General features: G+C 70.8%; 9 protein-coding genes. 5 read left to right on the forward strand and 4 right to left on the reverse strand.

Annotation, left to right across the window (positions count from 1 at the left end; all coding sequences use genetic code 11):
• Positions 1-56: 56 nt before the first annotated feature.
• The 3 genes from HUX53_RS18235 to HUX53_RS18245 form a co-directional block, all read right to left on the reverse strand.
• Positions 57-1,184, reverse strand: a complete 1,128-nt coding sequence (locus HUX53_RS18235) for a glycosyltransferase family 4 protein (RefSeq protein ID WP_176404412.1) — start codon at positions 1,182-1,184, stop codon at positions 57-59.
• 287 nt (positions 1,185-1,471) lie between these two features.
• Positions 1,472-2,734 (reverse strand): nucleotide sugar dehydrogenase, encoded by a 1,263-nt coding sequence (locus HUX53_RS18240; RefSeq protein ID WP_176404413.1) that lies wholly within the window; start codon positions 2,732-2,734, stop codon positions 1,472-1,474.
• A 19-nt stretch (positions 2,735-2,753) separates the two neighbouring features.
• Entirely contained in the window at positions 2,754-4,208 is a 1,455-nt protein-coding gene (locus HUX53_RS18245) for a glycosyltransferase family 4 protein (protein ID WP_309237304.1), read from the reverse strand.
• A 57-nt stretch (positions 4,209-4,265) separates the two neighbouring features.
• On the opposite strand from HUX53_RS18245, the gene wecB reads away from it, so the two are divergent.
• The 3 genes from wecB to HUX53_RS18260 are packed head-to-tail and all read left to right on the forward strand — an operon-like array spanning position 4,266 to position 8,159.
• Entirely contained in the window at positions 4,266-5,333 is a 1,068-nt protein-coding gene (gene wecB / locus HUX53_RS18250; protein WP_309237307.1) for a non-hydrolyzing UDP-N-acetylglucosamine 2-epimerase, read from the forward strand.
• Positions 5,326-5,991, forward strand: coding sequence for a hypothetical protein (locus HUX53_RS18255; protein WP_309237305.1), 666 nt, complete (start codon positions 5,326-5,328; stop codon positions 5,989-5,991). Before wecB ends, HUX53_RS18255 begins: the two co-directional genes overlap by 8 nt.
• Before the next feature lie 53 nt (positions 5,992-6,044).
• A complete protein-coding gene (locus HUX53_RS18260; RefSeq protein ID WP_176404439.1) occupies positions 6,045-8,159 on the forward strand; it encodes a glycosyltransferase in 2,115 nt (704 codons plus the stop codon).
• Between the two features lie 52 nt (positions 8,160-8,211).
• On the opposite strand, the gene HUX53_RS18265 is transcribed toward HUX53_RS18260, so the two are convergent.
• Entirely contained in the window at positions 8,212-11,901 is a 3,690-nt protein-coding gene (locus tag HUX53_RS18265; RefSeq protein WP_176404415.1) for a M28 family peptidase, read from the reverse strand.
• A gap of 183 nt (positions 11,902-12,084) precedes the next feature.
• Between HUX53_RS18265 and HUX53_RS18270 the strand changes: the two genes are divergently transcribed.
• Both HUX53_RS18270 and HUX53_RS18275 read left to right on the forward strand, forming a co-directional pair.
• The gene (locus tag HUX53_RS18270; protein WP_176404416.1) at positions 12,085-13,041 is read left to right on the forward strand and encodes a LysR family transcriptional regulator; all 957 of its coding nucleotides are present in this window, start codon (positions 12,085-12,087) and stop codon (positions 13,039-13,041) included.
• A 183-nt stretch (positions 13,042-13,224) separates the two neighbouring features.
• Positions 13,225-15,879, forward strand: coding sequence for a LuxR C-terminal-related transcriptional regulator (locus HUX53_RS18275; protein ID WP_176404417.1), 2,655 nt, complete (start codon positions 13,225-13,227; stop codon positions 15,877-15,879).
• The last annotated feature ends 1 nt before the right edge of the window (position 15,880 follow it).

Raw genomic sequence — 15,880 nt, forward strand, 5'->3', positions numbered from 1 at the left:
CGCCGCGCGCCCCGCCCGGTCCGTCGCGTACCGGCTGCACCACCCGACCTGACCGGTCAGAACTCGGGGACGGGTTCGGGTTCCCGTGCGATGTCGGCGGACGGGTTCGCCCACGCCTCCAACTGTGCGACGAAGCGTTCGGCGTGGACGGGCCAGTGAAATTCTGCGCGGGCGGCCTCGTAGCCGCGTTTGCCCAGCTCAGATCGGCGGGCCGGGTCGTCCCGCAGCCGCAGGACGGCCTTCGCGGCGGCCTGCGGGTCGCCGAACGGGACGACGATCCCGCAGCCGGCCGGCTCGACGATGTCCACCGCCGGCGGGTTCGGCGTCGTGATCACCGGGATGCCGCGCGCCATGTACTCGACGACCTTCGTCGGCATCGAGTGCCGGTAGTTCGGCTCGTCGTGCAGCAGCGCCAGCCCGGCCATGGCGCCCTCGGCGATCCGCAGCGCCCGGTCGTTCGGGACGAACCCGTACCAGCGCACGAACCCCTCGCGCTGCGCCGCCCGCAACGCGTCCCGCACGTCGGCGTCGGCCGCGCCGATCAACTCGACCAGGATGCCCTCGGCGGCCAGCGTCCGGGCCATCTCGATCATGTCGAGGGCGCCGCGCGCCCGGGACAGCTGCCCGACGTAGACGGCGCGGCGGCCGTCCGGCGGGCCGGGCGGCCGGTCGGCGACATACGTCGTGTTGGGTACGACCGGATGCTCCTCGCGGAACCGGGACCGGTAGCCCTCCTCGGCGAGCAGCAGCCGGTGCCGCCGCTCACTGCGCCGCTCCAGACGCCGCACGGCCGGACGCAGCACGGGCCGCGCCGGACCGGGCACCCACCCCTTGGCGGACAGGGCGGCGGCGGTGTCCTCATGGACGTCCCACACGACCGTCCGCTCCCTTACCTCGCGGGGCAGGGACACCAGCAGCTCGGGGTCGTGCAGCAGAACCACGTCCGCATAGGGAGCGTGCTCGATAAGCGCCCGATGCGCCGCACGCAACGCCCGAAGCCGCCGCCGCCCGATCGCCCGCGGAATGTCCACCGGACTGATCCGCCGCCACGGGACCGCGTTGCATGCCCGAAATGGGGCGATATACGTGACCTCGTGACCGGCATCGAGCAGCGCGCGAATCTGCCGGTGCAGAATGCGTGCGTCCTCGGGATGGTGCACCACCGTGCAAACACAGACCCGCATCACACTCACTCCGTAACGCGCCGAAATCTCTTCATCTCAACGCCGAGTCTCGGCCGCCGAGGCAAATAACCGGTGAATTCCCGTGACCCACGACATGGCCACTACCAGGCACCTCACCAACAAGCGGCGCGCCGCCCCCACCGGCAGCCGCAAAGGACAACACATCGCAGCGTGCGTCCAGCCGCGGGTGCCGGAATCGGCGGCCGTGTAGGGCGGTGCGCCGCAATGGCCCGGAAACATTGGACGGTTTGGTGGTGGGCGCCCTGCGTCCGGCTGCGGGTGTCGGGCTAGAGGAGTTCGACTGTGTCCTGCTGGGTGTTGCGGGTTCGGCCGCGGGTGTCGAAGAGGAGGTGTGCGTGCCGGGTGAGGGAGTCGGCGTCGTAGGCCGTGTGGTCGGCTAGGACGATCGCCAGGTCTGCCTTCCGGAGCGCGGCGACCAGGTCGTTGCCTGCGTTCGGGACCGGGGCGCCGTCTACCTCCCAGGACGGGACGAACGGGTCGTGGAAGGACAGGTCGGCGCCCAGGCGGGCGAGCCGGCGGGCCACCGGGCGGGCCGGCGACTCGCGCTGGTCGGCGATGTCGGCCTTGTAGGTGACGCCGAGGAGGAGGACCTTCGCGCCTTTCAGTGCGCGTCCCTCCCGGTTGAGGAGTTGCTGGGCGCGTTCCGCGACGTAGCGGGGCATCCGGTCGTTGATCTCCTGGGCCAGTTCCACGAACCGGAACGGGTAGCCCAGCGACCTGACCTTGTAGGACAGGTAGTTCGGGTCGATGGGGATGCAGTGGCCGCCCACGCCGGGGCCGGGGCGGAACGCCTGGAACCCGAACGGCTTGGTGGCGGCGCAGTCGATCGCGTCCCACAGGTCGATGCCCAGCTCGTTGCAGAACACCGCCATCTCGTTGACCAGCGCGATGTTGACGTGCCGGTAGGTGTTCTCCAGCAGCTTCGCCATCTCGGCCTCGCGGGTGCCCTTGGCCTCCACGACCCGGTCGACGAACTTGCCGTAGAACGCGGCCGCCGCCGACGCGCACGCCGGGCCCAGCCCGCCGACGATCTTCGGCGTGTTGCGGACGCCGTACACCGGGTTGCCCGGGTCGATCCGCTCCGGCGAGAAGGCGAGGTGGAACTCCTCGCCCGCGACCAGGCCGGACGTCTCCAGGATCGGCCGGACGACCTCCTCGGTCGTGCCCGGGTAGGTGGTCGACTCCAGCACCACCAGCGTCCCCGGCTCCAGGTGCCGGGCGACCGTCTCCGCGGCGCCGCGCACGGCGGTGAGGTCGGGGCCGCCCTCCGGGGACAGCGGCGTCGGCACGCAGATGACCACGGTGCGGGCGCCGTCCAGGACGTCCTCGTGCAGGCTCGGGGCGAACCCGGCCTCCAGCATCTCCTCGATCTCGGCGGGCGAGACGTCGTCGATGTGCGACAGCCCGGCCTTGAGCCCGGCGACCACGCGCGCGTCGCGGTCCAGGCCGCCGACCCGCAGGCCGGCCCGGCAGGCTTCGCGGACGAGCGGCAGCCCCACGTAGCCGAGTCCGATGACAACGAGATCCATGCGCCCGGCTCCCTTCGATCTAGGTGAGTCGGTAGGCCGCCCGGTATCGCTCGGTGACGGCGCGCCAGGTGCGTTCCGCCGCGACCCATTCCCGGGCCGACCGCCCGATTTTCTGTCTTCGTTCGGGAGCGTAAGCCAGATCTTCCAGGCAATTCGCCCATGATTCCGGGTCTTCCGGAACTGTTAACGCGCCCGTCACGCCCGGTTCCACGATTTCCCGAAGAGCTTTGACATCACTGGCCATAACGGGGATTCCCCCTGCCATCGCCTCGATCGGCTTGAGGGGCGTCACCAATTGGCACACCCGGTCCGCCCGGCGCGGAACCGCGAACACATCGAGGACGGCATGGAATCGGCGAACGGACTCCATCGGCACCCGCCCGGTGAACACGGCATGAACGCCGTGCCCCGCCGCGCGCCGTTCGAGTCCCGCTCGCTCTGGGCCGTCCCCGACGAGGAGGAGGGTGATCGGGGTGCCGCGGTCGCGGAGGAGGGCGGCGGCGTCGATCAGTGTGTCGATGCCCTCGTAGCCGTAGAACGAGGACGTGAGGCCGATGACCGGCATGTTGTCCGGGACGCCCAGTTGTCCGCGCAGGTCTCGCGCGTCGGGGAGGGGCTCCAGGAACGCCTCGTCCACGCCGTTCGGGACGGTGAAGATCTTCTCTTCGGGGATGCCTCGGGACGCGATCTCCGCCCGCATCGCCTCGCCGAGCGTGACGACCGCGTCCGCCTCGGCCATCCGGCGCGTTTCGAGTTCGCGGGTGAGCCGGTAGAAGTCGTCCTTTTCGGTGTGGGCGGGGTCACGAGAGAGCCAGGAGTCCTCCAGGAAGCCGCGCACCTCGTAGACGACGGGGATGCCGTGGCGGCGTCCCAGTTCGAGGGCGACGGCGGCGTTCACGTGGTTGCTGACCGCGTGCAGGACGGACGGCCGCAGCTGCTCGACCAGCCGTCCGGCCAGGTCAGCGCTCTTTTCGATGGCCCTGAGCGGGTCGGCGGGAGGCAGCCAGGGGAGGAGCCGGTGGTACTGGACGCCGTCCACGTCCACCTGTTGGCGCGCGTCGCCGATGCCCTGGCTGAGCGGGTAGCCGAGCCGGGTGACCACGTGGGTGTCGAGGCCCATCTCCCGCTGGGCGAGCGCGATCCGATGCGTCCGGACGGTGTAGCCGGCGTTCGTGGTCGGCAGCGCGTTCGTGACGAACTGCAGGACGGTGCTGCCAGGCCTGGGCTTGTGTCGCGCAGGCGCAGGCGCAGGCGCTGGGGCCTGGGCCAGCAGGGCGCGCAGATCTCCGGTCTCGCGCCGGACGTTCCGGGGCTTCGGCACGGCCAGCGGCGAACGTCGCAGCCGGGCGCCGAACGGGGTGCGCGCGGCCAGCCGCACGGCCAGCCGCGACGCCCGTCCGGGATCGTCCCGCAGCTGCCGGAACGCGAGTCCTGCCAGGTAGACGGGTTTCTTGACCACGGGTTTCTTAACCACGGGGCCGGACGCTAAGCGACCCCGATGAACAGAAGGGAAATTGTGGTGGCACCCATCGTGCACGTCCTCGGGGCGCGGCCGAACTTCGTCAAGGCCGCCCCGGTGATCGCCGCGCTGCGGACCGCCGGCGCCGAGCAGGCCGTGGTCCACACCGGTCAGCACTACGACGCGCGGATGTCGGAGATCTTCTTCGCCGAGCTGGGGCTTCCCGAGCCCGACGTCAACCTCGGTGTCGGCTCGGGCGGGCACGCCGAGCAGACCGCCGCGCTGCTGATCGGGCTGGAGGGGGAGTTCACGAGCCGTTCACCCGCGCTGGTCATGGTGTACGGCGACGTGAACTCGACCATCGCCGCCGCCCTCGTCGCGGCCAAACTGCACATCCCGGTCGCCCATGTGGAGGCCGGGCTGCGCAGCTTCGACATGACCATGCCGGAGGAGGTGAACCGGCGCGTCACCGACCAGCTGTCCGCGCTGTGCCTGGTCACGAGCCCGGAGGGGATCGGGCATCTGGCCGCCGAGGGCGTCCCGGTGTCCCGGACGCACCTGGTCGGCAACCCGATGATCGACACGCTGCTGGCGAACCTGGACTCCTTCGACACCGGCCGGGTGCGGGCGGAGCACGGGCTGCCGGAGCGGTACGTCCTGGCGACCGTGCACCGTCCCGCGAACGTGGACGCGCCGGAGACCGCGTCCGCCCTCGTCCGGCACCTGCACGGCGTCGCCGACCTCGCCGACCTGGTCATCCCCGTGCACCCGCGCGGCCGCGCGAACCTGCTGGCCGCCGGGCTGGACGACCATCCCGGCGTGCAGATCCTGGACCCGCTCGGGTACATCGACTTCATCGCCGCCGTGCGGGGGGCGGCGGCGGTGGTCACGGACTCGGGTGGGCTCCAGGAGGAGACGACGATCCTGGGTGTGCCGTGCCTGACCGTCCGTCCCAACACCGAACGGCCGATCACCATCACGCACGGCACGAACCGCCTCGTCACGTTCGAGGAACTGGTGCCCGCCGCGCGCAAGGCCCTGGAGTCGGGCACGCCGCCGGCCGACCGGAGACCACCCCTGTGGGACGGCCACGCCGGCCCCCGCATCGCCGAAGTGATCATGGAGTATCTCGGTGAGTGACGAGAAGGCATACCAGCAGCTGGGGCGGCTGAAGTCGACGCTGCGCGAGCGCGAGGCGCGGCTGGACGAGGTGGAGAAGCGGCTCGCCGCGCTGGAGACGTCGACGGCCGTCCAGTTCGGACGCCTGGTCGCCGGGGCGGCGCGCAACCCGAGGCGCGGCAAGCGGCTGCCGAAGGAGCTGTACCGGCTGTGGCGCAAACGGAACGCTCCCGTATCGGCGGGGGGCTCGTCCGGCGGGGGCGTCCAGCCCGACCGTGTCGAGCGTCCCGAGAACCGCCTGCTGGTCGCGGGCCCCTGCGAAGGCCTGATCATCGCGGGGGTGCTGGCTCCGCACACGGTGGCGCTGCTCGCCGAGCACGCCAAGGTCGTCCCGCTGTATCCGCACGACGCCGCGATCGTCCTGGACAGGGCAGACGTCGACATGCTCGTGGTGGACGCATCGGCCGGTGAACCCGGCGGCCCGTGGGCATACCTGGGCGTTCCCGGCATGCACGACCGTGATCTCGCGCTGCACGAACTCCGGCAGATCGCCGCCGCGCGCTCGCTCCCGCTCGTCCTGTGGGGCGGGACGCCGCCCGCGACCCTCGCGTCCCTGCCGTGGGACGCCACCATCACCGCACCCGGCCGGCTCGCAGAAGTTCTCGAACCGGCCCGTTGAAAGGAACCACCGTGCGACCACGTGCCCTCGTCTACGGCGATGTCGACCTCAACATGATCGACGGGTCGGCGATCTGGGCCCAGGGCATGGTCCAGGCCCTGGCCCGCGCCGGCTGCGAGGTGACCCTGGTCCTGAAGGCGCCGATCCGGACGGGACGGCTCGTCGACCCGCTCCGTGCGCTGCCCGGCGTCACCGTCCGCAGCCCGCATGCCGAGGGCCTGTTCGACGCGCCCATGGCACCGCGGCACGCCGCCGCGATCCTCGCGCAGATCGACGCCGAGAACCCGAATGACCTGGTCGTCGTCCGAGGCCGCCGCCTCGCGGGCAAGCTGGCCGCAGGGCCCCTGGCCGGACGGCTCTGGACGTACCTGACCGACGTCCCGCAGTCGGCGGCCGAGTTCAGCGCGTCCGCGAAGGGCGAACTGCGCCGCATCGCGGACGCCTCCCGCGTCCTGCTCTGCCAGACCGAGGAACTGCGCGGCTTCCTGGAGAGCGCCGTCCCCGCCGCCGCCGGGAAGAGCGCCCTGTTCCCGCCGGTGGTCGTCCTCTCCGGCCTGGAGCCCCGCGCCCCGGGCGCGCCTGATGGCCCGCTCCGTCTCGTCTACACGGGCAAGTTCGCGCCGCGCTGGAACACCTACGAGATGACGTCCCTCCCGCGCCTGCTCGCGATGCGCGGCGTGGACGCCGAACTGCACATGATCGGCGACAAGATCCACGACGACCCCGCCGATCCGGGCTTCGCGACCCGCATGCGGACCGCGCTGGAAACGGCCGAGGGCGTCATCTGGCACGGCGGCCATCCGCGCGCCGAAGCGATGCGCCTTACCACCACCTGCGACGTGGGCCTCTCCTGGCGGGACGCCTCAATGGACGCGAGCCTGGAACTGTCGACAAAGGTCCTGGAATGCGGCACGCTCGGCGTCCCGGTCGTCCTCAACCGGACGCCAATGCACGAACGCCTCCTAGGCACGGACTATCCCCTCTTCTCGGCCACCGAGGACGACGTCCTAGACGCACTCACCCTCATCGGCAAGAACCCGGACGTCTACACCCTCGCCGCCGACCGCTGCCGCACGGCCGCCACCGAATTCACCCTCGACGCCGCCGCCGAACGCCTCCGCGCCTACCTTTCCCAGGCATTCCCAGAGCCCTCCCAAGCCGTCCTAGCGGTCAAACAGCGTCCTCTTCGCGTCGGAGTGGCAGGTCACGACCTCAAATTCTGCACCCGCCTGCTCGACTACCTGCGTTCCCGCTCCGACATGGAGATCCGCGTAGACCACTGGCCGGCCCTCAAGGCCCACGACGAGAAACGCAGCCAGGACCTGGTCGACTGGGCGGACGTCATCATCTGCGAATGGTGCGGCCCGAACGCCCTGTGGTTCGCCGCCCGCAAACGCCCTGACCAGCGCCTGGTAGTCCGCCTCCACCGCTTCGAGCTCTACGCGCCCTGGCCGAAGCAACTCGACATCGACGCAGTGGACCGGGTCATCTGCGTAAGCCCCCACTACACCGACCTGACCCGCGAACTAACAGGTTGGCCCGCCTCCAAGGTCGCCACGATCCCCAACTGGGTAGACGACACCCAACTAGACCGAACCAAACTCCCAGGCGCCGAACACCACCTGGGAATGATCGGCATAGCCCCGTCCCGCAAACGACTAGACCTGGCCCTGGACGTCCTCGAAGAACTACGCCGCGACGACCCCCGCTTCACCCTCTTCGTCAAATCCAAACTCCCCTGGGAGTACTGGTGGATCTGGCAAAAACAAGAAGAACGAACCCACTACGAGAAGGCCTTCCGCCGCATCCGCCGCTCTCATCTCCTCTCTGGCGCCGTGGTCTTCGACAGTTACGGCCGCGACGTGGCGTCCTGGCTGCGCCGCATCGGTTTCGTGCTCTCCACCAGCGATGACGAGAGCTTCCACCTGGCCCCCGCCGAAGGTATGGCGTCCGGCGCCGTCCCGGCCCTCCTCCCATGGCCGGGCGCCGAAACCATCTACGACCCTCGTTGGATCCACGACGCCCCATCGGCAATGGCCGCCTCAATCTCAACAACGGTCGCCCAAAACCGCTGGCACCAAGACCGAGAACTGGCCCGCGCCCAGGTGAGAACCGCCTACGCCCTCTCCGAAGTCTGCCGCCAATGGACAGACCTGCTAACCGCATGAAGGCGCCCGGTCCGGCCCTCCCCCGCGAGGACCAGACCGGGCGGGTGGGTGACTACAGGCTGATGCTCCAGCCGTTGAGGGTCCCTATGTCACCGGGACCGTAGTCGTACATGTACAGCTGCCAGGTTCCGTTCGCCGGGGAGTAGATGCCGGGGACGTCGAAGTCCTCCGGGCCGTTCCACGGCGTGCACTGGTACTGGCCGCTGCCCTGCCGCTTGACCACGTAGGCCTGCCCGCCTGGCGAGATGAGCCAGACCGCGACGTCCTCCGAGCAGGTGTGCCGCGCATCGATGGACAGATGCACCGGGTTCGCCGCCGTCCCGCCCACGTCGACCCGCAGCGGGCTGACCGTCCACGTGAAGTCGCGGATCGGGTAGTCGGTCTCGCTGGTGGTCGTCCGGTCGTCCGACTTGGTCACGGTCAGCGTGTAGGTGTCGGTCCGGGTGACCGACCCCTTGCCGGTGACCGTCACCGTGTAGCTGCCCGCAGGCGTGCTCCCGGTGGTGGACACCTTCAGGGTCGCCGTACCGCCCGTGTTCACCGAACCCGGGTCGACGGTCGCCGTCGGCCCGCCCGGCGACACCGACGCGGACAGGCTCACCTGCTGCGCGTTACCGCTGGTCAGTGCGGTCCGGATCGTCGCGGTCGCGGAATCTCCGGCCTTGACGGTCCCGCTGGACGGGTCCACCGACACCGAGAAGTCGTCACTGCCGTCGCCCTGCACCGTGAGGGTGAAGGCGGCGGTGTGCGTGGCGGACTCCCCGGTGCCGGTGACCGTCACGGTGTAGTCGCCCGCCGGGGTGTCCGGCGAGGTGGCGACCGTCATCGTGGACTTGCCGCCGGCCTGGATGGACGACGGGTCGAAGGTGACCCTCGGTCCGCCGGGCGCCACCGTCGCCGTCAGGTCGATCGACTGGGCGGCGCCGCCGGTCACCGTTGTGTTGACGGTGGCCGTGGCCGACTGTCCTGGTCGGACGCTTGCGCTTGCGGGATCGGCCGCCATCGAGAAGTCGTCCGCGGGCGTCGAGGCGTCCACGGAGGTCTTCCAGAGCGCCCATCCCATGGCGTCCGCGCTGCGGTCCAGCGCGGTCATGTTGATGTTGCCCGGGTAGCTGTCGCAGGACGAGTGGTAGCACCGGTCGTACGCCACTCCGGCGGTGCCGCCCCACTTCTGCGCCTGCGCCGAGGTCTTGACCGCCGAGGCGCCGGTCGACAGGAACGAGGTGGCGATCCCGGCGTTGCGGAACGGGCCGTCATCGCTGCAGCACTCGCTCATCTCGTCCGGAGCGATGTCGATCGAGTCGAAGTATCCCTTCAGGTTGGACGACAGTTGCGAGTTGAGGCCGTCGATGAAGTAGCCGGCGTTCGGGGAGCCGACCATGTCGAAGTTGAAGTAGCCCTTGATCTTCGACCGTTCGGTGCCGGACAGGCGGCTGACGTAGAAGTTCGAGCCGTTGAGGCCCTGCTCCTCGTCCGTCCACCAGCCGAACCGGACGTGGTTCAGCATCGCCGGCTTGGTCCGCGCCAGCGTGAGCGCGGTCTCCAGCAGCGCCGCGGACCCGGACCCGTTGTCGTTGATGCCCGGCCCCGCGCGGACGCTGTCGAGGTGCGCGCCGAACATGTAGACGCTGCCGTCGTTCCCGCCCGGCCAGTCGGCGATCACGTTGGGCCCGGCGCCCGGGGTGCAGCCGGACGTGCACGCCTGCCGCGACACGGTGAACCCGGCGTCCCGCAGCTTCTGCTCCACGTACGACACCGACGCCGTGTATCCGCCGCCCGTGGCGTAGCGGGTGCCGCCGTTGCTGTTCGCGAAGTTCTGGAACTGCTGCAGGTGCGCCTTGACGTTCTCGACGTTGATGTCCGGCGGATTGCCCGGGTTGGGGGTGCCGCCGCCGACCGTGAGGTTGTAGGACGCGGTATGCGTCTTCGTCGCGCCCCGCCCGGTCACGGTGACGCTGAACGGGCCGGTCCGCGCCCCGTCAGCCGCCCTGACGGTCATCGTCGAGGTGTTGCCGGACTGGACCTGAGCCGGGTTGAAGCTGACGTCCAGGCCGCTATTGGCCGGGGACACCGCCGCGCTCAGATCGACCGGCTCGGAGTCCCCGCCGGTGACGGTCGTGTTGACCGTCGCCTGCACCGAGGCGCCCGGCTTGACCGTCCCGGACGCCGGCGACACCGACATCGAGAAGTCGCTGCCGGTCGGCGTGCAGGACGGCTCGCCCGACTGCTGCCGGAGGCTGACCGCGTCCCAGGCGTCCTTCACCCGGTTGAACCAGGTGCAGGACGAGTCCAGGTTCTTCGCCGCGTTCAGCGTCAGCACCCGGTACCGGCCGTAGCTGGTGTTGGACGTCTTCAGCATCATCGCGTTGTAGAAGATCTTCGCGGCGTTCATGACGCCGATCCCCGTCACCGACGACGGCCCGCCCGAACAGATCGGGCTGCTCGGCTTCCCGCCACCCGGGTTGGAACCCTCGGCGAGCAGGTAGAACCAGTGGTTGCCGGGGCCCGCAGCCGCGTGTACCTCCATGTTCGGCACCGAACTGGAGTAGCAGTTCGGGTGGCCGCTGACCCGCGACGGCTCGGCCATGTTGCGGATCGGGCCCTGGCCGACGAGGTCGATCTCCTCGCCGACGGTATAGTCCGGCGGGTCGGCCGGGTTGTTCAGGAACGCCTCGGTCGAGGCGCCCCACACGTCGCCGACGAACTCCTGCGTGCCGCCGCCCGACATGCTGCCCGGCGTGAAGTTGTCCAGGGCGTGCCCGAACTCGTGCGCCACCACGTCGGTCGCGGTGATCCACTGGCGGTTCTGGTTGTAGCCGAACTGGGCCTCGCTGCCCGTCCAGTAGGCGTTGACGTCGCCGAGGCCGACCAGAGCCGGCTTCCACTGGCCGTTCTGCAGGCCGGTGCGCCCGAAGGACTTCAGCAGGTCCCATTCACCGGCGGCGGCGTACATGACGTCCACGCAGCCGGCTTCCCTGCTGGTCTTGGACGTGCTGCCCCAGGAGTCGTCCGGCCCGGAGAAGATCTGCCGTCCGCTGTAGTCGGCGCAGGTGAGGCCAGGATGCTCGGGGTCCCGCATCGTGTACTGGCCGCCCGACTGGGTCGTCCCGATGGTGAGGTTCGAGCCTTCCCAGATACCCGTGCCGGTGCCCACGTAGATGGTCTCCTTCTCGTCGAAGCGCTTACCGGTCCGCGCGTCGACATAGACCTTCTTCACGCTCGGCTGCTTGCCGTCCCGTCCGGACACGGTCGTCTCCCAGGCCAGCCTCGGCTTGCCCAGCGCGTGCACGACCAGCTGCGGCTTCAGCGGCTTGCCGTCCGGCTTCGACACCGCGCCGCGCGACTTCCGCGCGGCCGCGGACTTGCCGACCCTCGGGGTGACGCCGATGCGGATCGGCCGCTTCTGGGCCACCGAAACGGTCCGCACGTGGCCTTTCGCGTCGGTGGCGACGACGAAGTCCCCGCCGACGACGGGAAGCCCGCGGTACGTCCGCTCATAGGCGACGTAGTACAGATCCCACGGTGTGCCGACCACCTGGGAGCGGACGAACTTGTCATTCTTGCTCGGGTGCAGTTCGGCGACCCGTCCGGCGACGAGCCGTTCCGCCGACGCCACCGCCGCGGCCTTCGGACTCGGACTGGATCCCCGGGCATCCGGGATCGCCCGCAGGGCCAGCGGCACCAGGCCGCTGACCACGAGGGCGGCGGCCACAAGGACCGCCAAGAGGTGTTTGCGTTTCACGGTCGCATGCCGCCATAGGCAGGGGGTCCGCTCTGCGGGGGGACAGAGCGGCGGCAAGGCACGACGACGACACCCATTGGCGATGGGCCGCCGGAAAGAAAGAAGGAAGCGCGCCTTGCGCCCCCGAGAGTGACAGCCGCGGAACTCTTGCGGGCCCTTTCAAATGGGCATAGCTTCCGGGCTATGCAGGTTGAACTGCGGCATCTCCGCGTACTCAGCCAATTGGCCGAGACCGGCAGCATCACGCGCACCGCAGCGAGCCTGGGCGTCTCTCAGCCCACGCTCAGCAACCAGCTCCGCCGCATCGAGAACGCGTTCGGCGGACCGCTGTTCTCACGCGGACCGGACGGCATCGTCCCCACCCCGCTGGGCCGGCATGTCCTCGCCCGCGCCCGCGGCATCCTCGCCGACATGGACGATCTGCTCGCCACCGTCCCCGGCGGCCGCACCGGCATCCGGCTCGGCACCCACCCCCACGTCCTCGTGGGGGAGTGGCTGCGCAAACTCGAAACGGAGCTGCCGCGCACCGTCAGCACCCGCCTGGACTACTCCGGCGCCGTCCTCACCCGCCTGCTCGCCAACGACAGCGTCGACGTCGTGTTCATGGGACGGGTCGCCGACCACAACGCGCCCCCGTTACCGCCCGGAACCAGCGAACGCGTCATCACCATCGAACCCTGCGGCATCGCCCTCCCGTCCGCCCACCCCCTCGCCGGCCGCGGCCGCGTCGGCCTGGCCGACCTCGCCGGCGAGGTCTGGATCCCGCCGCAGGGCGGCGACGACGGCGGCACCGCCATGCTCCGCGCCGCCTGCGAGGCCGCCGGCTTCACCCCCACCTTCCGCTACGCCGAAGTGGACACCGGCAGCATGCCCGGCTTCGTCGCCGCCGGCTTCGGCATCGCCCTCGTCTCACCCACCTGGCACCCCACGGACGGAGTCACCGTCGTCGCCCTCACCAGCCGCGAAACCGACGCCTACCGCGTCCTGCGCTGGCGCACCGCCACCATCGCGACGACCGACATCGACATCCTCCACCGCACCTTCCACGACCTCTACAAACCCATGGTCCAACGCCACATGACGACCCTCCCCTGGCTGGCCCAGAACCCCGACGCCCACCCCCGAACCCTCAACCCCTGACCCGGCGACCGCCACGGCGACGGCCATGTCGCCCTGCGGGCCGCGGCGTGGCTTCGGTCCTCTTTCCGTATATATGGGTTTTTCGTAGATAAGCGCAAAGATTTCGCTAGGTACCGTTATGTACAAATTTGTTGTATTTCTATTCTCTTGTGCGGGCCTCTCGCGAGTGGGGGAGGAGCCATCATGGACGAAGCCCTGCCGCGAGATCCGGCTCCTGGTCGCGAGCGTCCGAGGGCGCCGTCGCCGGTCTCCGCGGCGAAGGTGCGCGTACCCGGCCGCCGCAGCTGGTTCATCACCCGGCAACGGCTGATGGAGCGGCTCGAAAAGGGCACGCGGGGCCCGCTCACGGTCGTGACGGGACCTCCCGGCGCGGGCAAGTCGGTCGCGGTGGCCTCCTGGGCGACCACGGGACGCCGCCCCGGGCCGGTCGCCTGGGTCTCGCTGGACGAGCCGGACCACCGTCCGGCCGCGTTCTGGAGTCTCGTGGTCGCGGCGCTAGGCCAGGCGGGAGTGGCCGATGCCCCTCGCCCCTCGGAGCGCGGGCACGACATCTTCTGTGCGCAGCTCATGTTCGCCCTTTCTGGCCGCGCGGCCCCCGTCGTCCTCGTGCTGGACGATTTCCGTCCGCCGGCCGGCTCCGACCTCGCTCGCGACGTGGCCCGCGTACTCAAAGGGGCCGGCCCGGTGCTGCGACTCGTGCTGATCTCCCGGACCGACCCGCCCCTTCCGCTGCACCGCTACCGGCTGACCGGTGAGCTCGCCGAGATCCGGAGCGCGGATCTGGCCTTCGACGGCGGCGAGACCCGCGCACTGCTCGCCCACCACGGGGTGTCGGCGACTCCGGCGTCGGTCAGCGCCCTGTGCGAGCGGACCGAAGGGTGGGCGGCCGGTCTGCGGCTCGCCGCCATGACGATGGAGGGGCATCCGAATCCCGACGGCTTCGCCGCCGCGTTCGCCGGAGACGACCACGCCGTCGTCGACTACCTCGTCGCGGAGGTGTTGAACGTCCAGCCCGCGGCGGTCCGCCGGCTGCTGCTCAGGCTCAGCGTCGTGGAACGCTTCGACGCGGAACTGGCGGCGGAGCTCGCCGGGCCGGACGCGAGTGAGCTGTTCGCGAACCTGGTGCGCGAGAACGCCTTCGTCCTGCCCGTGGACCACGGGTGGTACCGCTTCCACTCGGTGCTCGGTGCGGCCCTGAACCTGACGCTGCGCCAGGAGCATCCGGCGGACGCGGCCATGCTGCATCGGCGTGCGGCGGAATGGTTCAGCCGGACCAAGGCGCTTGAGGAGGCCGCCCGGCACGCCGTGCTGGCCGGAGACCCGGCCTACGCGTCCCGGCTCATCGTCGACGGCCTGGCGATCGGCCGTGTGCTGGGCCTGTCGGACGGCCGGGCGCTCCTCCCGCTCCTCAGCGATCTCCCGGACCGTGCCCTTGCCGGAGCCGCCGGGCCCGAACCGCACCTCGTGGCCGCCGCGGTCTCGCTGGGCCAGGGCGACGACACGGGCCGCGCAGCGCACCTGTCCCGGGCGGAGCGCCTTCTCGCGGACCTGCCGGACGACCGGGCGATCCCGGCGCGGCTGGCGGCGGGACTGATCAGGCTCGTCGCCGCCTGCCCGGAACGGCAGCAGGACCTTCGCGACCTCGTCCACGACCTGGACGAGTCGCTGGACGCCCTCCCGCACGGGTCGCGGCACGACCTGCCAGAGCTGGACGCACTGGTCGGCTACGCGTACGGCCTCCTGGAACTGCGCACCGGGCGGCCCGGCCGGGCCGAGGAGGAGTTCAAGCGCGCCCTGCCCGCCGCGGAGGCCGGGGGCGATCTTCAGCATCGCCGGTGCCTGGGCGGGCTGGCGCTGGCGGGGGCGCTCCAGGGCGGCTTCCGTCGGGCGGCCCGACTGATGTCGGCGGCGGCGCAATTGCCCGAGGTCTCCACCGATCCCGCCGGGCGGCGGGTCGCGGCGGTTCATCTGGCCTGCGCCTGGGTGGCGCTGGAGGAGGCTCGCCTAGACCAGGCGCGGGACGAACTGGACAAGGTCCGGGTGGCGAACGCCGACGCCCCCGACGCTCTCCTTTCCGCCCTGCACGATCTGCTCACCGCGCGCCTGGACGTGGCCGCCGGCCGGCCCGACCGGGCGCTGACCATGCTGGACACCATCGGCGGGGACGCCGGCGGGATGCCGTGGTTCCGGCGCAGGGTGCGGCTGGCCGAGGCCGAGGCGCACCTCGCGGGCGACGCGCCGGCGGAGGCGAGGGACGCCGCCCGCGACGCCGGTGGCGCCGAGGGCGCGGTCGCGCTCGCCCGCGTCCATCTGCATGAGCGGCACCCGGCGGCGGCGTCCCGGGCGGTCCGTCCGGTGCGGATGGAGCCGTCCGCGCCGGCCGCCGTCCGGGTGGAGGCATGGCTGCTGGACGCCTGCCTGGCCTACCGGGAGGAGGACCGGTCCCGGGGACGCCGTTCGCTGGAGCGCGCGCTGCGGCTGGGAGAACGCGAGAAGATCGGGCTGCCGTTCGTCGGGGCGCGGAGCTGGCTGCTTCCCGTGCTGCGCCGGGATCCGGAGCTTTCGCGGCCGCACCGGCGGTTCCTCGGACAGCTCGGCTTGGGAGGGACCCCCGACCTCGGAGACGTCGCCGCCCCCGCCGTCGTGGGGCCGCTGAGCAAGCGGGAACTGGAGGTGCTGACTCTGCTCTCCAGGATGCTGACGACGGACGAGATAGCCACCGAAATGTACATCTCGGTCAACACCGTGAAGACCCATCTGAGGAACATCTACCGCAAGCTCGCGGTGACGCGCCGGGGCGAGGCGGTCCGCCGCGCACGCCGATACCGGCTGCTGTGAC

The sequence above is a fragment of the Actinomadura sp. BRA 177 genome, from assembly GCF_013372625.1.
Lineage (GTDB): Bacteria > Actinomycetota > Actinomycetes > Streptosporangiales > Streptosporangiaceae > Spirillospora.

What these genes read in the sequence shown, in the direction of transcription:
- HUX53_RS18235 (WP_176404412.1), bottom strand. Translation starts at nt 1,184, where the DNA reads ATGCGGGTCTGTGTTTGCACGGTGGTGCACCATCCCGAGGACGCACGC.
- HUX53_RS18240 (WP_176404413.1), bottom strand. Translation starts at nt 2,734, where the DNA reads ATGGATCTCGTTGTCATCGGACTCGGCTACGTGGGGCTGCCGCTCGTC.
- HUX53_RS18260 (WP_176404439.1), top strand. Translation starts at nt 6,045, where the DNA reads ATGATCGACGGGTCGGCGATCTGGGCCCAGGGCATGGTCCAGGCCCTG.
- HUX53_RS18270 (WP_176404416.1), top strand. Translation starts at nt 12,085, where the DNA reads ATGCAGGTTGAACTGCGGCATCTCCGCGTACTCAGCCAATTGGCCGAG.
- HUX53_RS18275 (WP_176404417.1), top strand. Translation starts at nt 13,225, where the DNA reads ATGGACGAAGCCCTGCCGCGAGATCCGGCTCCTGGTCGCGAGCGTCCG.